The 15,475-nt window shown below is 72.0% G+C and carries 12 protein-coding genes; 10 read left to right on the forward strand and 2 right to left on the reverse strand.

The genetic code is table 11. The features are described 5' to 3' along the window. The first annotated feature begins 90 nt into the window (after positions 1-90). The 6 genes from AB0G32_RS37015 (at position 91) to AB0G32_RS37040 (ending at position 6,289) form a co-directional block, all read left to right on the forward strand. The gene (locus AB0G32_RS37015) at positions 91-669 is read left to right on the forward strand and encodes a restriction endonuclease (RefSeq protein ID WP_361174139.1); all 579 of its coding nucleotides are present in this window, start codon (positions 91-93) and stop codon (positions 667-669) included. Between the two features lie 76 nt (positions 670-745). Beyond that, positions 746-838 carry an Ms4533A family Cys-rich leader peptide gene (locus AB0G32_RS37020; RefSeq protein ID WP_361174142.1) on the forward strand — a complete coding sequence of 31 codons (93 nt, stop codon included), beginning with the start codon at positions 746-748 and terminating at the stop codon, positions 836-838. Between the two features lie 154 nt (positions 839-992). Then, positions 993-2,720 carry an ABC transporter substrate-binding protein gene (locus tag AB0G32_RS37025; protein ID WP_361174145.1) on the forward strand — a complete coding sequence of 576 codons (1,728 nt, stop codon included), beginning with the start codon at positions 993-995 and terminating at the stop codon, positions 2,718-2,720. A 4-nt stretch (positions 2,721-2,724) separates the two neighbouring features. Beyond that, positions 2,725-3,705, forward strand: coding sequence for an ABC transporter permease (locus AB0G32_RS37030; RefSeq protein WP_361174148.1), 981 nt, complete (start codon positions 2,725-2,727; stop codon positions 3,703-3,705). Then, positions 3,702-4,700, forward strand: coding sequence for an ABC transporter permease (locus AB0G32_RS37035; RefSeq protein ID WP_361174151.1), 999 nt, complete (start codon positions 3,702-3,704; stop codon positions 4,698-4,700). The genes AB0G32_RS37030 and AB0G32_RS37035 overlap by 4 nt, the downstream gene beginning before the upstream one ends. Continuing rightward, positions 4,697-6,289: an ABC transporter ATP-binding protein gene (locus AB0G32_RS37040; RefSeq protein WP_361174154.1), complete on the forward strand. Its 1,593-nt coding sequence runs from the start codon at positions 4,697-4,699 to the stop codon at positions 6,287-6,289. The genes AB0G32_RS37035 and AB0G32_RS37040 overlap by 4 nt, the downstream gene beginning before the upstream one ends. 57 nt (positions 6,290-6,346) lie before the next feature. Here the strand turns inward: AB0G32_RS37040 and AB0G32_RS37045 are convergent, their stop codons facing one another. Then, positions 6,347-7,252 (reverse strand): squalene/phytoene synthase family protein, encoded by a 906-nt coding sequence (locus tag AB0G32_RS37045; protein ID WP_361174157.1) that lies wholly within the window; start codon positions 7,250-7,252, stop codon positions 6,347-6,349. Positions 7,253-7,301: 49 nt separating this feature from the next. Beyond that, positions 7,302-7,826: a 2'-5' RNA ligase family protein gene (locus AB0G32_RS37050; RefSeq protein WP_361174160.1), complete on the reverse strand. Its 525-nt coding sequence runs from the start codon at positions 7,824-7,826 to the stop codon at positions 7,302-7,304. Positions 7,827-8,297: 471 nt separating this feature from the next. Between AB0G32_RS37050 and AB0G32_RS37055 the strand changes: the two genes are divergently transcribed. From AB0G32_RS37055 to AB0G32_RS37070, 4 genes are all read left to right on the forward strand, one after another. Continuing rightward, a complete protein-coding gene (locus tag AB0G32_RS37055; RefSeq protein WP_361174163.1) occupies positions 8,298-8,828 on the forward strand; it encodes a hypothetical protein in 531 nt (176 codons plus the stop codon). Positions 8,829-9,405: 577 nt separating this feature from the next. Next, entirely contained in the window at positions 9,406-9,792 is a 387-nt protein-coding gene (locus AB0G32_RS37060; RefSeq protein ID WP_361174166.1) for a hypothetical protein, read from the forward strand. 1,066 nt (positions 9,793-10,858) lie between these two features. Continuing rightward, complete coding sequence (locus tag AB0G32_RS37065) at positions 10,859-11,215, forward strand: hypothetical protein (protein ID WP_361174169.1); 357 nt, start codon at positions 10,859-10,861, stop codon at positions 11,213-11,215. 51 nt (positions 11,216-11,266) lie between these two features. Then, positions 11,267-15,208, forward strand: a complete 3,942-nt coding sequence (locus AB0G32_RS37070) for a tetratricopeptide repeat protein (protein ID WP_361174172.1) — start codon at positions 11,267-11,269, stop codon at positions 15,206-15,208. The last annotated feature ends 267 nt before the right edge of the window (positions 15,209-15,475 follow it).

Below are 15,475 nucleotides of genomic sequence, written 5' to 3' on the forward strand. Positions count from 1 at the left end.
CGCGCCCAGCGGATGGGCGGGCCTCGAACCGGGGAGGGAGAAGACGGCACAGCCACCAAGGGCACAGCCACCAGGGGAGGGGAGCACGTGATGGGTACGGTGCTGTGGGCGGCGCCGGCCGCGGTTGTCCTCGCGGTCGTCGTCACGGGGCTCGTGCGCGCCGGGCGGCGCGAGGCGCGGGCGGAGAAGCAGCGGCTCGCCGCGGAGGCGCAGTTGCGGGCCCGGCGCTCCCTGGCGGCGGTGTGGGCGATGGACGACCGCGCCTTCGAGGAGTACGTCGCGGGCCTGTGCCGCCGCGACGGCTGTACCGGGGTGAGGCGGGTGGGCGGCTCGGGCGACCTCGGCGCCGACGTGATCGGCCACCTGCCCGACGGCAGGAGGATCGTCGTGCAGTGCAAGCGGTACGCCAAGCACCGCGCGGTCGGCAGCCGCGACATCCAGACCTTCAACGGCACCGCCCGCGCCGAACACGGCGCCGACGTCCCCGTGTTCGTGGCGTCCTGCGTCTTCACCCGTCCGGCCCGGGACTTCGCCGCACGCCACGGCCTGTGCCTCATCGATGTCGACCTGCTCGGCTTCTGGAACAGCGGCACCCCGCTCAGCTCCCTGGTGGAACTCGACATCGGCCGCTCCGGCACCCACCGCAGACTCCGCCCCGACCAGGAGTGACGAGGACACCACCGGCTCACCGGGACACCACCGGCCCACATTGACACGCGCGAAAAGATCGTACATATTTCTGGCCATGTCGCCCCTGCACGTCTCGCCGCGCGCCGCCATCGAGCTGGCGCTCATCGGTGTGACCTCGCTGTGCGTGTCCGACGTTCACTGTTGCTGACGCTGCCCCCCTCGGGCGTTCGCGTCGCGTTTCTCCTTCTGTGTCCGTGACCTGAGTCGCGGCTTTCCGACGACCTGACGCCCGCGCAGACGTCTGCCCCCATGCGTCTCACTCCTCGTCGTTTCGTCTCATCATCCGAGAGGTCGTCCTTCCGATGCGTCATCCGTCCCTGTTCGGCGCCCGCGCGGCGTACGTTTCGCTGGCCCTGGTCGTGGCAGCGGGCGCCGCCGCCTGCGGTCCGAAGGACAACGATGCCGGCGGTTCCGGCGGTTCCGGCGGCGACTCCACGCCGCACAAGGGCGGCACCCTCACCGTCCTGAACTCCGAACCGCAGTCCGACTTCGACCCGGCCCGCCTGTACACCTCCGGCGGCGGCAACGTGCCCTCCCTGGTCTTCCGTACGCTCACCACCCGCAACCGCGAGAACGGCGCGGCCGGCGCCGAGGTCGTCCCCGACCTGGCCACCGACACCGGGCGGCCCAGCAAGAACGCGACGGTGTGGACGTACACCCTGAAGGCCGGGCTGAAGTACGAGGACGGCACCCCCATCACCGCCGCCGACATCAAGTACGGCATCGAGCGGTCCTTCGCCCCCGAACTGAGCGGCGGGGCGCCCTACTTGAGGGACTGGCTGACCGGCGCGGCCGACTACCAGGGGCCGTACAAGGACAAGAAGGGCCTGTCGGCGATCGAGACGCCCGACGACCGGACCATCGTCTTCCATCTGAACAAGCCCGAGGGCGAGTTCCCCTACCTGGCCACGCAGACGCAGTTCGCGCCGGTCCCCGAGGCCAAGGACACCGGCACCGAGTACGAGCAGCACCCGGTCTCCTCCGGCCCCTACCAGGTCGTCAAGAACGAGAACGACGGCGAACACCTCGTCCTGGAACGCAACCCGCACTGGTCCGCCGACACCGACGCCGAGCGCAAGGCGTACCCGGACACCATCGAGGTGAAGTCGGGACTGGATGCGTCGGTCATCAACCAGCGGCTGTCGGCCTCCCAGGGGGCGGACGCGGCCGCCGTCACCACGGACACCAACCTGGGACCGGCCGAACTCGCCAAGGTCACCGGCGACAAGGAACTGGCCGCGCGCGTCGGCACCGGGCACTTCGGCTACACCAACTACATCGCCTTCAACCCGAAGGTGAAGCCGTTCGACAACGCCAAGGTGCGCCAGGCCATCGCGTACGCCGTCGACCGGTCGTCCGTGATCAACGCGGCCGGCGGCAGCGCGCTGGCCGAACCCGCCACCACCTTCCTGCCCGCCCAGAAGTCCTTCGGCCACACCCCGTACGACCCCTTCCCGGCGGGCGACACCGGCAACGCCGCCAAGGCGAAGGCGCTGCTGAAGGAGGCGGGCTACCCCGACGGGCTGACCGTCACCCTCACCCACGACAACGCGCAGAACTTCCGCACCAGCCCGGAGATCGCCACCGCCATCCAGGACGCCCTGAAGAAGGCCGGCATCACCGTCGAACTGAAGGGCCTGGAGGACAACACCTACTCCGACACGGTCCAGAACGTGAAGACGGAACCGGGCTTCTTCCTCGCCGCCTGGGGCGCCGACTGGCCCTCCGGCGGACCCTTCCTCGCCCCGATCTTCGACGGCCGGCAGATCGTCGAGGACGGCGCCAACTACAACTCCGCCCAGCTCGACGACGCCTCGGTCAACAACGAGATCGACGCCATCAACAAGCTGACCGACCTGGACGCCGCCGCCGCGCGGTGGGGCGCGCTGGACAAGAAGATCGGCGCCCGGGCGCTGACCGTGCCGCTGTTCCACCCCGTCTACAAGCGGCTGGTCGGCAAGGACATCAGGAACGTCGTGATCAGCGACTGGACCGGTGTCCTGGACATCTCCCAGGTCGCGGTGAAGTGACCCCGTGAGCACCGCACTTGTTCCCACCGAGGTCCCGGAGGCACTCTCCCCCGGGGCCGCGGGGGCCCGCCGGTTCTGGCGGCGGCTGCGCGCGCAGCGGGCCGCCACCGTCGCGGCGGGCACCGTCGCCCTCCTCGTCCTGGTCGCGCTCGCCGCGCCGCTGCTCACCGCGCTGGAGGGCCAGGACCCCACCACCTACCACCCCGCGCTGGTCGACTCCGCGCGCGGCGGAGTGCCCATCGGCCCGTTCGGCGGCGTCGGTGCCGACCACTGGCTGGGCGTGGAACCGCAGACCGGCCGGGACCTGTTCGCCCGGCTGGTGTACGGCGCCCGCGTCTCGCTGGGCGTCGCCCTGGCCGCGACCGCCGTCCAGGTCGTCCTGGGCGTCGTCGTCGGCGTCACGGCCGCGCTCGGCAACCGCTGGGTCGACCAACTGCTGAGCCGGATCACGGACATCATCGTCGCCATGCCGCTGATCATCATGGCGCTGGCGCTGCTGGCCGTCGTGCCCGGCGGCTTCCCCCGCCCGGTCCTGGTCTCCCTCATCATCGGGTTCGTCGCCTGGGGCACCATCGGCAAGATCGCCCGCGCCGCCACCCTCTCCCTGAAAAGCCTCGACCACGTGGCCGCCGCCCGGCTCAGCGGCTGGAACACCTTCCACGTCGCCCGCCGCGAACTGCTGCCCGGCCTGGCCGCGCCCGTCATCACCTACGCGGCCCTCATGGTGCCCAGCAACATCGCCGTGGAGGCCGCGCTGTCCTTCCTCGGCGTCGGCGTGAAACCCCCGACGCCGTCCTGGGGGCAGATGCTGAGCGACGCCAACGTCTGGTACCAGGCGGCCCCGCAGTACCTGCTGCTGCCGGCCGGCGCCCTGTTCGTCACCGTGCTCGCGCTCACCGTGCTCGGCGACGGCGTGCGCACCGCCCTGGACCCGCGCTCGGCCTCCCGGCTGCGCGTCGGCACCGCCAAGGAGCCCAGGTCATGAACGGTGCCCTCGGCTTCGTACTGCGCCGCGTCGCCGGCGCGGTGATCACCCTGCTGGCCGTCTCGGTGATCGTCTACGTCGTCTTCTACGTCACCCCCGGCAACGTCGCCCAGATCAGCTGCGGCCCGCGCTGCTCCCCGGAACAGGTGCACCAGGTCGCCCAGCAGCTCCGCCTCGACGACCCGCTGTACCTGCGCTACTGGCACTTCCTGACCGGCGTGCTGGCCGGCCAGGACTACTCGACCGGCACATCCGTCGCCCACTGCCCGGCCCCCTGCCTCGGCCTCTCCTACCGGAGCGACCAGCAGGTCACCGACATCATCCTCACCAAACTGCCGATCAGCCTCTCCTTGGTGTTCGGCGCGATGGTGCTCTGGCTGCTGCTGGGCGTCGGCACCGGCGTGCTGTCCGCCTGGCGGCGCGGCCGGTTCACCGAACGCGCCCTGACCGGCCTCACCCTGGCCGGCATGGCCACCCCGGTCTTCGTCCTCGGCCTGGTCCTGATGATCGTCGTCTGCGGACAGCTGGAACTGCTGCCCTTCCCCGAGTACGTCGCCTTCTCCGACGACCCCGAGCAGTGGGCCTGGAACCTGCTGCTGCCCTGGCTCACCCTCGCCCTGACCGAGGCCGCCTACTTCGCGCGGATGACCCGGGCCGCCGTGTTGGAGACCCTCGCCGAGGACCACATCCGCACCTTCCGGGCCTACGGCGTCGGCGAACGCGCCATCGTCGGCCGGCACGCGCTGCGCGGCGCGCTGGCCCCGGTCATCGCCCTGAACGCCAACGACTTCGGCAGCGCGGTCGGCGGGGCCGCCCTCACCGAGACCCTGTTCGGCCTGCCCGGCATCGGCCAGGAACTCGTCCACGCCGTCACCGTGGTCGACCTGCCCGTCGTCACCGGCATGGTCCTGGTCATCGCGTTCTTCGTGGTTCTCGCCAACGCCGTCGCGGACGTGCTGTACGCGGCGGCCGACCGACGGGTGGTACTGACATGAGCCTGGTCAACGTCACCGACCTGACCGTCGACTTCGACGGCCTGCGGGCCGTGGACGGGCTGTCCTTCGGGCTGGCGGCGGGGGAGGCCCTCGCGCTGGTCGGGGAGTCCGGCTCCGGCAAGTCCACCGTCGCCGCGGCCCTGCTCGGGCTGCACCGCGGCACCGGCGCCCGGGTCGGCGGCGCCATCGAGGTCGCCGGCACCGACGTACAGACCGCCTCCGACGACGCCCTGCGGCGGCTGCGCGGGGCGAAGGCCGCGATGGTCTTCCAGGACCCGCTGTCCTCCCTGGACCCGTACTACGCCGTCGGCGACCAGATCGCCGAGGTGCACCGCCTGCACACCCGGGTCTCCCGGCGGGCCGCCCGCGCCCGTGCCGTGGAGGCCCTGGACCGGGTCGGCATCCCGGACGCCGCACGCCGCTCCCGCTCCCGCCCGCACGAGTTCAGCGGCGGCATGCGCCAGCGCGCGCTGATCGCCATGGCGCTGGCCTGCGAGCCCGCCCTGCTGATCGCCGACGAACCCACCACCGCCCTCGACGTCACCGTGCAGGCCCAGATCCTCGACCTGCTGCACACCCTGCGCACGGAGACCGGCATGGGCCTGCTGCTCGTCACCCACGACGTGGGCGTGGCCGCCGAGAGCGTGGACCGGGTGCTTGTCATGCGGCACGGGCGCCTGGTCGAACAGGGGCCGGTCACCGACGTACTGAAGACCCCCGCACAGCCCTACACCCGTGAGCTGCTCGCCGCCGTCCCCCGCCTCGACGCGGTCCGCCCGCCCACCGCGACCGCCACCGACACGGTCCTGGCGGCGACCGGACTGCGGCGCACCTTCGGACGCGGCAGACGAGCCGTCACGGCCGTGGACGACGTGTCCCTGACCGTCCGCCGGGGCGAGACCCTCGGCATCGTCGGCGAGAGCGGCAGCGGCAAGACGACACTCGGCCGGATGCTGGTCGGCCTGCTGCGGCCCACAGCGGGCCAGGTCCGCTTCGACGGGCATCCGCACACCGGCGTCGACCCGGCCGTCCAGATGGTCTTCCAGGACCCCGTCTCCTCCCTCAACCCCCGCCGGGGCATCGGTGAGTCGATCGCCGACCCGCTGCGCGCGCGAGGCGAGCGCGACGAGCGGCGCATCAGGGCGCGCGTCACGGAACTGCTGGAACGCGTCGGCCTGGAAGCGGCCCACCACGACCGCTATCCGCACGAGTTCAGCGGCGGCCAGCGGCAACGCGTGGGCATCGCCCGGGCCCTGGCGGCCGACCCGAGGGTCATCGTCTGCGACGAGCCGGTCTCCGCCCTCGACGTCACCACCCAGGCACAGGTCGTCGCCCTGCTCGGCGAACTCCAGCGCGAACTCGGGATCGCGCTCGTCTTCATCGCCCACGACCTCGCCGTGGTCCGCCGGGTCAGCGACCGCGTCGCGGTGATGCGGCACGGCCGGATCGTCGAGACCGGACCCGCGGACGAGGTCTACGACCGTCCCCGGGACCCGTACACCAGGCAGCTGCTGGCCGCCGTACCCGCCCTCGACCCGGCGGTGGCCGCCCGGCGCCGGGCGCGGCGGGCGGAACTGACCTCGGCGTGACGGACCGGTGCGGGGCTCGGGCTCGGGCTCGGCCCAGTGACCGGCCCGATCGGCCGGTTACCTGCCGCTGCCCAGCAGCGCACGCACCAGGGCCCGCGCCGCCCCGGCCTTCGGCGGACCGGCCGCCCCACGCAGGAGCGCCGGCCCGCGTTCGCGCGCTGCGTCCGCCGTGAGCAGCTCGATCTCGATCAGGGCCCGCACCAGCCGCCGGCTGCCGGCCGGGACCAGCCCCGTCAGCCGCCTGCTCGCCAGGAGCGCGGCACGGGCCAGACCGAGCTGATCGTCCAGCAACTCCGGCAGGCCGGCGGGGGAACGCCCCGCAACCAGGTCGTCCGTCGGGACGGAGAACTTCTCCAGTGCGCTCGCCGCGATGCCCAGGCGCCCGTCCCGCAGGTCCTCGGCGAGATCGTTGACGAAGTCGAGCCGCTGACTGCCGTCGATGAACATCCGGCACGCCGCCCGGTAGCGCCCGTCGTCGTCGCCGTCCGGTCCCAGCAACTCGGCCACCAGCATGAACGCCGGAAGGGAGTAGGCGTCCACGTACGACTGGTAGTCGTCCTCCGTCGCGAAGCCGGCGAACTCCAGCTCGGCCCTCGCGGTGGCCAGGTACTCCTCCACCGCCCGTCCGAGCCGGGGGCGGGCGGCGACGGTGGACACCAGCGCGCGCACCAGCGCGTCGTCACTCGTACCGGCCGCCAGCCCGGCGCGCACCCGCCGCTCCCAGTCGGCCCACGCCGCCTCACGGTGCGGTCGCGGACCGGTGTCCAGGAGGTTGTCGCCGTGGTGCATCACGGCCGTCATCGCGACCACGTGCGGCAGCACCGGTCGCGGCAGCAGCAGGCGGACGGCCAGGTAGGAGGCGGGCCGGAACCGTGCCACCAGCCGCCGCTGCTCCTCGTAGTCCCGGCGCGCCCCGGGGTCGGTGACGCCGGCTGCGGTCAGGCTTCTGCTCCACTTGCTCACGCGTCGATCGTAGGCGCCCGCCCCGCCGCCCCGTCGCGGCCCGGGTGCGTCATTCGATCACCTCCAGGGCGCCGGTCCCGGTGTCGTAGCTGCGCAGGGTCGTGAGCCAGACCGGCGCCGGCGGTGCCGGCAGCAGAGCGGCGACCCGGCGCCCGGCGAAGGCACCCGCCCGCCGGGTACGGCCGAGGGTGATGTGCGGGCTCCAGCGCGCGGGTGCGTGCAGCGGGTTGAGCGTTCCGGGCGGGCTGTCCGAGACCACCGCGTCCCACACCCGCTCGTGCAGGCCGGCCAGGGCGGCGTCCAGTTCGAGCGCCCAGGCCAGCACCGAGGTCGGCCGCTCGAAGCGGACCACGCCGGTGAACCGCACCGGCAGCGGCAGGGTGGCCGCCACCCCGGCGAGCTCCCAGCGGATCGCCGCGGTGAGCTCCGGGCAGGCGGCCAGGGTGAGGTGCGGGCTGTTGGTCGGTGAGCGGTGGCGTGCCTGGCTGGGCAGTCCCGCCTCCGCGAGCCGCCGCCAGGCGTCCCGGACGACGAGATCGGCCGCCCCGTCCAGCAACAGCTCGATCGTGCGCATCGCAGCAGCCTACCGGCGGCGGTCCGGGCCGGCCTCGCACCCGAGGCCGTGAGCCCGATGCCACGCAACCGGAGCACTCGGCGCTGCGGCGCTGCGGCGCTCAAGGATCCAGAGGCCGGCACGGCAGCCGATCCCTCCGCGACACCGAACCTCGCCTCCGGCGCGCCCCGCACCCGCGGTCACGCCCGGAGCGGACGGACTCGACGTAGCTGCCCGACGGGACCTGCCGCACGCCGTCACCCGCCGTCGTCCCCACCTCGACACCAGCGCCGTCGAAGGAGGACAACGGCGTCCGGGCACCCGGACAAGAAACCCGGACAGAGCTGCGACCAGGGCGGACACCGGCGGGCAGTCCGGGACAGCCTCCCGCCCTTGAACCAGCCGGAGCCGCATCAGCAAGCTCACCGAGCACTGCCGCAACGGCAGTGATTCCCGTCCACCGGTCTGCCGAGAGGCAGAAGGAGCGAAGCGATGAAGCCTGGGTTCGGTCAACCTTCTGATCTGCGTGATGGTTCGCAGCGACGTGTCCTGCGTTCGGCCGCAATGGCGCTGGGCGCGGCGCTGAGTCTCGTCGCCGCCCCGCTCCTCACCTCGGGAACCGCTTCCGCGGTCGCCTGGGAGCAGGACTACGCGACCCCCTACGCGGGGGACAACCCGGGCTGCGACTACCTGAGCCCCGGTCCGCAGGACAGCCTCGCCTGTTTCGTGAAGTACGGCGACGTCCTTGGGGTGACCTACAGCGACTGGTTCGGAGATCCCATGCGTACCTCCGTCCAGTGGACCAACCGCCTGAAGAACGCGTCCGGACAGTGGGTCACCTACCGGCAGGGCGAGTGCTTCAACGACAACGGTTTCTCGTCCTACTGGTCCGTCTGCAACAAGGACTTCTACGAGAGCAGCAGTCTCAACGCGCTGGGCGGCAGAGGAAGCCAGCTCCAGATCAAGGCGTGCAGGCTGGGCGTCTGTGCCAGCCCCAGCGCGTGGATCGACAACAACGGATAGACCAAGGGGCGGAGTGCCGTCACCCGCAGCCGCGAAGGCGGCGGCACTCCGGCGTCCTGAGCCCGCATGAGGGGAGCCGGGCTCCGGTCCGGGCTGAGCAGAGAAGGCCACCGGCGACAGGAAGTTCACCATGTGCAGGAACGCCGGGCCCAGGACCGGGTCGACCGCAGTGGCGGCACGGTACTGCGCCAGATACTGGCCGGCCCAGAACCCACGGCTCGGCCAGCGGGACGGCCGCCACCCTGAGGAACAGCACATCGCTGAACGCCGGGCAGAAGCACGCGGAGTGCGGCTGTAACGGAGTTTGAGGAGGGGTTGTCGTACGGTCCGCTGCCGGCATCGACGGTTTTTGGTTGCCGTTGTAGTTGGAGTCCTTGATGAGCACCGGCAGGTGGACGTCGGCATGCCGGTGCACTTGATGTGGACGATGCGTCGGCTGGTGGGCCGTAGGCACGGACAATGGCTCGTCAAGAGAGCCCACCGGCACAGGAGAGGGCCCGAAAGCGTCCTGTGCGGGACGGCGGCCGTTGTCACAATGAGTGGCCTGCCGTTGCCCCTACACACCCCGGAGCTGTTCATGCGCAGACCCGCTGCTCTGCTGTCCGTCACCGTAGCCGTCGGCGTCTCGTTGATCGCGCCCGCCCCCGCCGCCACGGCCGACACCGCGACCACCGAGGTCGTGTGCCAGGACCTCACGGCGTTCCCTGAGTACATCCGGCACCTCTTCCTCAGCCCGGACACCCCCACCGTCGTCGAGAACTTCGACGAACACCCGGAGAACCTCAGCTGCTACGAATGGTCGGGCTCGGCCCCGGCCACGATCACGTACACCGTCAGCTACGTCATGAACGGAATTGACCACCCCGACGGTTACACCGGCGTCCTCACCATGGGACACGGCTTCGGCTTGCAAACCCCCATGCCGGGTTACTACTACCGGGCCAGCTTCACGCTCCAGCCCTGACGGGCCTTTTCATTCCCCGGGGCCGAGCAGCGTCTTCCTCCCGAGCAGCGGCTTGCGCACAGGGCCGGTGAATGAATCAACCGATCAACAGCCAGTACAGGCGAGGGCATGTCCTGCCTGGCCGACACCGGCCATCCACGGCTCCTTCACCGGGAAGGCCATTGAGTCCCTGTTCGAGCCCGTTCCCCGAGTCATCGCAAGGCCCGCACCGAGCTCGTCCAGGCCGACGGCGACCCATGCAAGGCGTACTACAAGACCGGCCTGCCCGTCACGTTGCGCCTGCTGTGGCCCGAACGCGCCGGACAGCGCTCCCCGTTCTGGTGTCCGGTCCGGCGCATGAGCAGGGTCACCGAATTGTCCGTCCGCCACTGGCCGGTGGCCTAGCGGACCGTCCAGCAAGGCCACACCCCTGTCGCGCTGCGCAACGTCGACGCCGCCGTCCTCCGGACACCCGGCCGCATCCCACCCACCGCCTCCCGCATCGGCACCGCCTTCGGTGAAGTGAAGGCCAGGTCCGTCCGGCCGAGGCCGGTGAGGCCGCGTCCACGACCTCGCGGCCCTGGGGCAGGTCGGTGACGTCGAGGTGGCCGAGCCGGAACCGCTCCCCGTACGCGGCCCGCAGGTGATCGGCCGAGCCCGGACGGGCGGCGCGGAGACCCGAAGGCGGGTGAACTTCTCGACCGGAGCCGACATCTCTTCAGCGACTACGTACTGCGCCGACGCGAGTGAGAAGCCGGGGCGGACAGCTGATCACTGCTTCACTGGCCCGCGACGGCAGCATCTCCGCATGGGCATGGCGCGGGCATGAGCCGAGCCGAGCCGAGGCATGGCCTGCGTGCTTCTCGGTCCTCGGCCGCCTGCGGAGTGGTCGCAGTTCGCCTCCTTTACGCAACCCCTTGCCCAGGCGGGTGGCGAAGGCGCGGTCGCGGGCGAGCGTCGATAGTCAGGAAGCGACCAGATCATCCCTTGCCGTTGTTGCGTCGGATCGAGGCTTGTACTGTCACTTCATCATTCCGCGGCGGAACCTCTGGGGGAGGCCGGGCGGTTGATGAGGGGGGAGGGGCGTATGACACAGGGGTGGAAGATCACAGTCCTCGTGCTGGGTGCGGCCGGGATCGTTTCGACGCCGTTGGTCTGGTTGCTGAACGGTCCGGACGGGGGAGAGGCGGTAGGAGCCTCGATTCAGGCCGCGGTCGGTGCCGCAGCCCTGGTGTGGGCCCTGTTCCAGCCCCCGGAGGGCCGGACGGAAGACCAAGCGGCAGGAACCGGCGAGGCGCGGGCGACCGGCGGGGGAACGGCCGTGTCGGGCATCCGGCGCCGCATGGGGCGAGGCGGCGGATCGGCCCGGGCAGGGAACACGGGAAGCGCGACGGCGGACGGAACCGGCAGCCGGGCCGTGAGCGGCATCGAGTACACCTCCTGACCGGCGGACCGCCGGAACCTGACGCTCTGGGACCAGCCGGAGGAGAACCGCGTGTTCAGAACGGGGAAGCGTCGTCGCAAGGACACCGCAACCGGAACCGGGGCCGAAGCGACGGTCAGCGTCAGTGGCACCGGCGACGCCACGGCGGCCGGGCCAGGTGCCACCGCGATCACCGGATACAGCGGACCAGGAGGGGACGGCACCTCCGGCCCGGTGCACGTGACGGAGACGGGGAGTGCTCACGCGGGCCCGGGCGGCCTGGCCAGCACCGGCCCGATCATCGACTCCCAGATCGTCATCGGCCCCGGACCTCCTTACCGGCTCGAAAAATTCTCCTTCGCGCCGATGGCGGACGCCGAGGCGTCCACCGGCCGATTCGCCGGCCAGCCCAGCCAGTTGCTCGACGCGCGCAGCCAGATCGTCCCGTTCAGCGGCCGGGACGAGGAACTGGCCGCGCTGGCCGAGTGGCGCGACGCCACGACCGCGTCGATGTCCGCCCTGCTGCTCCACGGCCCCGGCGGGGAGGGCAAGACGCGACTCGCGGCGAGGTTCGCGGAGCTGTCCGCCGCGGCCGGGTGGCAGGTGGTCCAGGCATGCCACCGCGACGACCCCGATCGCCCTCAGCGGGAGCCGGTCCGGACCGAGAGCCGGAGGCTGCTGGTCGTCGTCGACTACGCCGACCGCTGGGCACACCCGGAACTGGTCGAACTGCTGCGTGACCCGCTGCTGGTCGATCCGGCCGTGCGGGTGCTGCTGATCGGCCGGACCGTGCAGTGGTGGGCCGCCGTACGCGGAGAGCTCCGGTCGGTCGGCGCCGCGGTCACGGATCTGCCGCTGGGCGCGTTCGCCGCCGGTGTGCAGGACCGTGAACGGGCGTTCGTGACCGCACGTGACCGGTTCGGCGCCGTCCTGGGGGTGAGCGGACCGATCACCGACGTCGTGTCCGGGCTTGAGGAGCCGCCCTACGGGCAGGTACTGACGCTGCACATGGCCGCCCTGGTCACGGCGCTTGCCGCCGGCCGGCCCGGCAGCCCGGTACCGGACAGTGTCGAGGGCATCGCCGCTTACCTGCTGGACCGTGAGCGCATGGGCTGGCGGCGGCTGTACGGGTCGCGGCTGGAGGGCGAGGAGTTCGACACCCCGCCCACGGTGATGGCCCGCGCCGTGTTCACCGCGGTGCTCGGCGGCGCGGCCTCCTACGCCGAGGGCGTCGAACGGCTGGGCCGCCTCGGGCTGGGCACGGCGGACCGGGTCGTGACGGACCACCGTTCCTGCTACCCGCCGCTGGACCGCACCAAGGTGCTCGAGCCGCTCCGTCCGGACCGGCTGGCCGAGGACTTCGTCGCCCTGCTGATGCCCGGCCACGACATCTCCGGCTACGACCCGGACCCGTGGGCCACCACCGTGGCGCGCGTTCTTCTCGGCGCCGACCGCCCTGACGCGCCGGTCCCCGCGTTCGCGGACCGGGCGGTCACGGTGCTCGCCTCGGCCGCCGACCGCTGGCCGCATGTCGGCGCGGAACTCGGCAGTCTGATCCGGGCGCGGCCGGAGATCGCCGTCAAGGCGGGCAGCGCGGCGCTGGTCGCGCTCAGCCACGCCACCCACGTCGACACCGACGCGCTGCTCGACGTCGAGATGCGGCTGCCCGAACAGCGCGAGGTCGGCCTCGACGTCGGCGCGGCGGCGTTGACCGACCGGCTGGTGCGCGAGCGGGTGGACGACACGACCCGTCTGCAGGACGCCGCGTCCTGGTACGCCCGGCTCGGCGTGCGCCTGGCCCGCTCCGGCCGCAAGGAAGCGGCCGTCCGCAGCAACCACAAGGCTCTCGCCGCGCTGCACCGGCTCAACGAACTGGACCCGCGGACGTACGGGACCGATGTGGCGCTGTGTCTGATGGACATCGGCGGCTACCTGTCGGACCTCGGACGGCACAAGGAGGCCGTCGGCTTCACCCGGCGGGCCGCCGAACTGCTGCGCAAGCAGGTTGCGGAAGGGCGGCGTGAGGCCCGCCCTCGGCTGGCCTTGGCGCTGGCCAACTACGGCAACCAGTTGCAGAACACCGGACAACGCGGCAACGCGGTGGAGGCCGCCGAGGAGTCCGTCGCGCGCTACCGCGAGCTGGCGGGAGGCGATCTGGCGGACCCGCCGTGTCTCGCGTTCGCGCTCTGCGGCCTGGGCACCCGGCTGCTGGCGGTCGGCCGGAACGAGGCCGCTTCGCGGGAACTCCACGAAAGCGTGGCCGCCTACCGCGAACTCGTGGCCGCTGCTCCGCAGACGCACCTGCCCGGCCTGGCACGCGCCCTCACCAATCTGGGAACCGCACAACAGCGCCTCGGGCACAGCGATGAGGCAGTGCGGTCCGCCGAGGAGGCCGTGCGGATCCGCCGCGACCTGGTCGCGCTCAACCCGCGGGCGCACACCGCCGACCTCGCCACCTCCTTGCTGAACTACGCGGGCCGACTGGCCGACGTCGACGAGTACGAGGAGGCGGTCACCCGGGCCGAAGAGGCCGTGCGACTGGCCAGGCGGCTGTGGCGGGCCGACCGCGTCGCCCACGAGGCCCTGCTGGCGAACACGCTGGCGAGCCGGGGTGCGGTCCTCGCGCTCGCGCACCGGGACGACGCGGCGGCATCCCTGCGCGAGGCCATCGCGCTCTACGAGCATCTGGCCCTGACCGACGACGGACACCGCACGGCTCTGCACACGGCCAGGCACAACCTCCAGGTCCTCGCTGACAGGGACCGGCCGGACACCGTCTCCGGGACCCGGAGCGAACCCGACACCGAGGCAGTGGACTCCTACAACGAAGGGGTGCGCCTGGCCAGGGCCGGACGCACCGCGATGGCGGAGGAACGCTATCGGCGCGCGGCCGAGGCAGGGCTGCCCCAGGCCATGTTCAACCTCGGGAACATGTGCTGGGCGGACGGGAGGACGGCCGACGCCAAGACCTGGTGGACCAGCGCCGTCGCCGCCGGCCATGTGGAGGGCTGCCTCAACCTGGGCGTACTGCACTGGAAGCAGGGTGACCGGGACATGGCACGCTCCTGGTTCCGCCGGGGCGCCGAGGCCGGCGCGACGAACGCCATGACGTCCCTGGGCGCGGCCCTGTGGAGCGACGGCGATCTGACCGCCGCCGAACACTGGTTCCGCGCCGCGGCCAGGGCAGGCGATCCTGACGGCGACCACCGGCTGGGGCTGCTGCTGGAGGAGCAGGGCCGGCACGACGAGGCCGGAACCTGTCTCGAACGCGCAGCCGAGGCCGGTCACGCCGAGGCCCCCAGGGCCCTGGCGGACCACCGGATGCGGCACGGTCGGCTCACCGACGCCCACCGATGGTGGCGACTCGACCAAGCCCGACAGGCTCCACCGCCTCCGCCCGAGCCCGAGCCCGAATCCGAATCGGCGTCCGGGCCGGGCGGCGTCCATCCCCTGATGGAGGCCGCCATGGACCTGGGCATCCCGGCCCTGTCCCCGCAGCCCGGCGAAGCAGTGGACCTCGCGGCCTCGATCGTCGGCCGGCAGGCGGCCGCCCTGGTCCGCGACGGCCGCCTGGAGGAGGCCGCCGCCCTCTACGGGGAACAGGCCGCGGGCCACCGGCGACTGCTGTCGGCCGCCACGGAAGGACGCCTCCCGCTGAGCACCGCGATGACCTACCGCCTGCTCCAGCAGCACGCGATGACCCTTGCCCGGATGGCACCCCTCGAACAGGCACTGGGCCGCGTGGACGACGCCCTGACACACAGCGAAGAGGCCGCGACGGCTCTGGGCGCGCTGGCCGCCCGCGGCGACCTGTTGCCTCAAGCCTGGGCCCAGTACGTGTTCGCGGCGGTCCGCGCCACCGCGGGAACCGACACCGAGCGAGCGCTGACGGCCGTCGACGAGGCGATCCAGGTGTTCAGCCGACCGGATCAGGCCGCGGACGAACACGTGCTGGAGTTCCTGCCCAGAGCACTCGCCGTGAAGACGGCCCTCCTTCGCCAGACGGCCTCGTGAGAGTGACACACGACACAGCCATCACCCCTCCCGCTGAGGCAGGGGGCCACCAGCCCCCGCTCTGGCATCATCCGCTGCCGGCTCACGGTCATTCTCCGTACGCCAAAGGCGGCAACCGTGCGGGCCACCGACCGGTAGGGCCCTGACCGTACGACGTCCTGGGATCCGATGTCCTAGGTCCAATGCCGTTGCTTTATGGGTCTGCGGGTTGGGGTCGTTGGATGCGGATGGCTCTGACGTCGGTGTGGGTGGGCTGGGGCCAGGTGT

Origin of the sequence: Streptomyces sp. NPDC023723, assembly GCF_040639815.1 — a bacterium.
GTDB lineage: Bacteria > Actinomycetota > Actinomycetes > Streptomycetales > Streptomycetaceae > Streptomyces.

What these genes read in the sequence shown, in the direction of transcription:
- AB0G32_RS37020 (WP_361174142.1), top strand. Translation starts at nt 746, where the DNA reads ATGTCGCCCCTGCACGTCTCGCCGCGCGCCGCCATCGAGCTGGCGCTC.
- AB0G32_RS37055 (WP_361174163.1), top strand. Translation starts at nt 8,298, where the DNA reads ATGAAGCCTGGGTTCGGTCAACCTTCTGATCTGCGTGATGGTTCGCAG.
- AB0G32_RS37050 (WP_361174160.1), bottom strand. Translation starts at nt 7,826, where the DNA reads ATGCGCACGATCGAGCTGTTGCTGGACGGGGCGGCCGATCTCGTCGTC.
- AB0G32_RS37025 (WP_361174145.1), top strand. Translation starts at nt 993, where the DNA reads ATGCGTCATCCGTCCCTGTTCGGCGCCCGCGCGGCGTACGTTTCGCTG.
- AB0G32_RS37035 (WP_361174151.1), top strand. Translation starts at nt 3,702, where the DNA reads ATGAACGGTGCCCTCGGCTTCGTACTGCGCCGCGTCGCCGGCGCGGTG.
- AB0G32_RS37060 (WP_361174166.1), top strand. Translation starts at nt 9,406, where the DNA reads ATGCGCAGACCCGCTGCTCTGCTGTCCGTCACCGTAGCCGTCGGCGTC.
- AB0G32_RS37065 (WP_361174169.1), top strand. Translation starts at nt 10,859, where the DNA reads ATGACACAGGGGTGGAAGATCACAGTCCTCGTGCTGGGTGCGGCCGGG.
- AB0G32_RS37040 (WP_361174154.1), top strand. Translation starts at nt 4,697, where the DNA reads ATGAGCCTGGTCAACGTCACCGACCTGACCGTCGACTTCGACGGCCTG.
- AB0G32_RS37015 (WP_361174139.1), top strand. Translation starts at nt 91, where the DNA reads ATGGGTACGGTGCTGTGGGCGGCGCCGGCCGCGGTTGTCCTCGCGGTC.